4 protein-coding genes are annotated in these 4,489 nt (G+C 42.0%); all 4 read right to left on the bottom strand.

The window, feature by feature from the left end; all coding sequences use genetic code 11:
* On the bottom strand, nt 1-595 hold a 595-nt coding region (locus tag IJ369_RS03100), incomplete at its 3' end, for a branched-chain amino acid ABC transporter permease (RefSeq protein WP_290715866.1).
* Nucleotides 596-669: 74 nt separating this feature from the next.
* The gene (locus tag IJ369_RS03105; protein ID WP_290715870.1) at nt 670-1,836 is read right to left on the bottom strand and encodes an ABC transporter substrate-binding protein; all 1,167 of its coding nucleotides are present in this window, start codon (nt 1,834-1,836) and stop codon (nt 670-672) included.
* Nucleotides 1,837-1,914: 78 nt separating this feature from the next.
* Nucleotides 1,915-2,544 carry a cytidylate kinase-like family protein gene (locus IJ369_RS03110; RefSeq protein WP_290715873.1) on the bottom strand — a complete coding sequence of 210 codons (630 nt, stop codon included), beginning with the start codon at nt 2,542-2,544 and terminating at the stop codon, nt 1,915-1,917.
* 665 nt (nt 2,545-3,209) lie between these two features.
* Nucleotides 3,210-3,935, bottom strand: a complete 726-nt coding sequence (locus tag IJ369_RS03115) for a GntR family transcriptional regulator (RefSeq protein WP_290715875.1) — start codon at nt 3,933-3,935, stop codon at nt 3,210-3,212.
* Nucleotides 3,936-4,489: the final 554 nt, after the last annotated feature.

Raw genomic sequence — 4,489 nt, forward strand, 5'->3', positions numbered from 1 at the left:
CAATGGCAAAGGTCAGGGTGATGATTTTATTGGTATCAATGCCTACCAGTGTAGATGCCTCTTTATCCTGAGGCACAGCCCGCATGGCTCTGCCGATTTTCGTTTTCTGGATGAAAAGCTGCAAAGCCAGCATAATAACAATACCAATGACCAGTGTGATCAGAGATTTACCGGGCACTTTTGCCCCTAAAATCTCAATGGAAGGTAAATTGAAAATAGCAGGTACGGATTTGGGATTGGAACCAAACAACACCAGCGCCAGATTTTCCAGTAAAAGGCTCATTGCCAGGGCTGTGATCAGTGCAGAAATGGCTCCTGCGCCGCGGACAGGTTTATAGGCGATCTGTTCCACCGCAACCCCTACTACAACGCAAACCGCAATGGCTATAAATACCGCCATCCAGGCAGGCATCCCTGCTGCGATCATCAAAGGGATGGTAAAAAATAAAGTATAGCTGCCCACCATGATGAAATCCCCGTGGGCGAAATTGATCATTCTTATAATGCCGTAAACCATGGTGTAGCCCAATGCCACCAGGGCATATACCGCCCCCTGGTTCAGGCCGTTCACCAAGCTCTGTAAAAATAAAGACATAGGCTTCGCCTTCTTTCTTTTCAGGGGAGACTTTTTCGTCTCCCCCGTTTCTTCTTTTGTGTCTGTTATCTTTTTTATTCTGCTGTTACGTTTGCTTTCCAAACGGGGCTGCCGTCTACAAATTCAACGAATGTGATAGGTTTCTTAGGGTCGCCGTTTTCATCCAATGTAAAGCTGCCTGTAACGCCTTCATAGTTCATGCCTGTCATAGCTGCTGCGATATCATCAGGTTCTGCGGAGCCTGCTGCTTCGATAGCCTGCATGATCATCATAAATGCGTCATAATAACATGCACCGATAGATGTCAGAGTATCTTCGCCAAAGGCTTCTTTATATTTTGTTACATAAGTCTGTACCTTTTCGGAAGGATCTTCTGGTGCATAGTGGTTTGTGTAATATGTATTATTGAAGTAATCTTCTACGCCTGTTGTATCGGAACCATCCCAGCCGTCGCCGCCGATGATCATACCTTCAAAGCCAGCTTCTCTTGCCTGCTGTACCAGCAGAGGAACTGTATCCAGCATAGCAGGATAGAACAGGACTTCTGCGCCGGAAGCCACTACCTGCGCAGCCTGTGCAGTGAAGTCAGTGTCTTTTGTTGTACATTCACCGGAATATACCAGTTCGCCGCCGTAAGTTTCTGTCCAAGTTTCAGAAATTGTTTCATACAAACCATTGGAATAGTCATCATCTTTCGCATAGATGATAGCTGCTTTTTTTGCACCTTCATCTGCGGCAAATTTCGCCATGGTAGGGCCCTGGATAGGGTCGATAAAGCATGCACGGAAGATGTGGTCGCCGATCAGTGTAAATTTCGCATTTGTCGCTGTGGGAGATACCAGCAGCATACCTTCTTCCTGGGCTCTTTCTGCCATAGGAATGGAACAGGAAGAGGAGAAGGAACCAATCACTGCGCTGACGCCCTGACCAGACAATCTGTTATAAGCATTTACCGCTTCTGTGGAGTCGCCCTTATCATCGACATATTCTACAACTTTTACTTTTTTACCCAGGATACCGCCGGCTTCGTTGATTTCTTCTACCGCCATTTCAATGGAATTTTTCCCGGATTCCCCAAACAGTGCATAGCTGCCTGTCAGAGGAGCAACAACACCGATATTGATGGTATCTCCAGATGCTGCATCTGTTGTTCCCGCTGCATCTTCGCCGCCACCGCAGGCGGTCAAACATCCCGTTGCCATAATAGCAGCCATCATCATACTGAACCATTTCTTTTTCATAAGCCATTCCTCCTAACGTTTCCGTTCGTTTTCTCTTTTGTAGAAATATTAGAAAAAGGCATCTGCCTGTTTTCCCGTTTAAAATGCCATACCAAAGCGCTGCTTCAGATAGTCTTTCAGAAGTCCCACGCATTGTTCATAACTCATGACCCCTGTATTCAGGCAAAGATCATAATGGTAAGGATCTTTCCATTCCTGTCCTGTATGGAATTTATAATATTCCTCACGATAGCGGTCTGTTTTGGAAATGTGTCGTTCCGCTTCGGCTCGGCTGATCCCCAGCCTTGCCATTTCTTTTTCGATACATTTTTCTTTGGATGCGTAAATAAACACTTTCACCACATGGGGTTTATCCCGCAGGATATAATCTGCCGCCCGGCCAATGCAGATATAAGATTCTCTCTCTGCCAGCTCCCGCAGCACCTTTGCTTGGTAGTTGAACAGATTTTCATTGGACGTGAAGTCATTGCTTTCCGGCGGGATCAGTTCCCCATTGTATACCTTTTTGGATACACGATAGAGCAGACTGTTTTTCATGTGCTCATCGGCTGCCGCAAACAGTGCCTCACTGATACCGCTGTCATCAGAGGCCAACTGCAGCAGCTTTCTGTCATAAAGGCAGATACCCAAATCATCCGCCAGCAGATGGCTGATCGTTGTTGCGCCGCTGCCACAAGTTCTGGTCACTGCGATCACAAATCGTTCCATAGCCTCTCCTCCTTTTTTCTTTTGAAAAAGAAGAAGGGGTTTCTTCCTGCCAAAGCATTCGGAAACCCCATTGTCTCTCTTTCTGTATTCGTCGCTTTTGATTTACAAAACGAACTATACCATTATCTGCACAAAAACGCAACCTACTTTTTGTGCAAAACGCCATTTTTGTTTATCTGTTGTAAACAAATGTATTTTACACAAAAAATATCTCTATTTTTCCTGACCATTTTGGGAACAGTTCGAAAAAATATGCTGTATACATAAATCTTTTTCCATTATTTTAAACGTTTTTACGTCAACTTGATATTGAGTCGATTTATACTTCCTCTTTTTTTCCATTTCTTGTAAGTATAAATTGCCCCATTTTCTGCGTTATTCTTTCTACCACGTACAAATCCACCAATTTTCCTCTGCCCAACAAAAAAAGTGCCATCTCTCAAAAGAAAAATGGCACTGATATGAAATTCAAGTTGATGGAGAAAATAATAGACGAAGCTACTTTACCCACAAAAAGCTACGATATAGCCAACGACCAGCCAAACCGAAAGGAATAGCTTTCAACAGAGTCCCTTACCCTCCGGCTGATATATATTGTTTCCACCACAGTCTTTGGAACTTATACCTTTTCTGTTTTTCCTCTTTTTACCTTTTAATATGGAAGTTTAGAATTTTTTACGCAAAACAGTATGTTTGAAAAACTCATCTACAAAATATTGGTTAGAATAGAAAAGAGGATTTCCCTCAAAATCATAATCCACTTCCTCCATATTCAGCAGCGGTTTCCCAGCAGGAACCTTCAAAATATCTGCTAATCTTTCGTCTGGCAAAGCAGGATGTAATTCTGTCAAATCCATATAGGGCTCCAGATCACAAAATTCACTCAAAAACTGAAAAACATTTACATGAAATTCTTCTGAATGATAGTCTCTTTTCACCAAACGTTTTTCCAACACATCCTCGGTGTAAATGGCAGGTTTTCCATCGGCACTGCAAAGCAGACGGATACGGATGATTTCCGTTTCCTTTCGAATATGGAGTTTTTCCGCCGTTTTTTCATCTGCCCAACCCTCGGAAACATCAATGAAGGAAACGGAGGGCTCATATCCATTCTGTCGAATGATATCCAAAAATTCCGTTTCAATATCCATACGATTCTTCACCTGCAGTACATGATGATTGATGATCGTCCCGATCCCCTGTAATCGAGTGATAAACCCTTCACTTTCCAAGGCGGAAAGCGCATCTCTCAGTTGGGTGCGGCTGACATGCATCGATTCTGCCAGAATGGTTTCTCTGGGCAGACGCTTCTGATTGGCATAAATACCGTTTTTAATTACATATAACAGCTGTTTTTTGATGCTTTTCGATTCATCATTTTTCAGTTTCAAAAAACCTCATCCTTTCCAAAAATAGGTATTATTTCATGATCGCCGCATGACATTATACCGAAAATGTACTTATTTTTCAATAAAAATTACACTGCTTCCTATTGTCGAACATTGCAAAAATTTTTTCAGTTTTTCTAAAAATCTAATTTCTTTTTCATCCCCTTCCTTCAGACAATGTAAAATGAGCCTCTTCAAACTTGCTCATTTTGGTTTTTTAGTTCTAAATTTATCCAGACGAACATTGAAAGCACCGAAAAACAAGTAGTAAAAAAGTCATTTTTGCGTACAAAAATGACTTTAAAAACTTCATCATAATATGTTTATCCTACTTTTGTGAGCATACTTACTACCTCGACATGCGAATTTTTTTTGTAAGCGCCTTTCACGAAATCTAGTGCCCCCTTGGCATAAAATAATCTGTTGCTAATATATTTATTCCAATTATGACGAAACCGTAAACAACTCGGTTTAACATATATCCCGCCAGATGATGTTAACCTTAGTCCAAATCTATTAAAATAAACTTTGCATAGCACAGGCAGATTTCACTGTAG

Source organism: Anaerotignum sp. (assembly GCF_017483025.1).
In the GTDB taxonomy this organism is placed as follows: Bacteria; Bacillota; Clostridia; order Lachnospirales; family Anaerotignaceae; genus Anaerotignum_A.

What these genes read in the sequence shown, in the direction of transcription:
- IJ369_RS03105 (WP_290715870.1), bottom strand. Translation starts at nt 1,836, where the DNA reads ATGAAAAAGAAATGGTTCAGTATGATGATGGCTGCTATTATGGCAACG.
- IJ369_RS03110 (WP_290715873.1), bottom strand. Translation starts at nt 2,544, where the DNA reads ATGGAACGATTTGTGATCGCAGTGACCAGAACTTGTGGCAGCGGCGCA.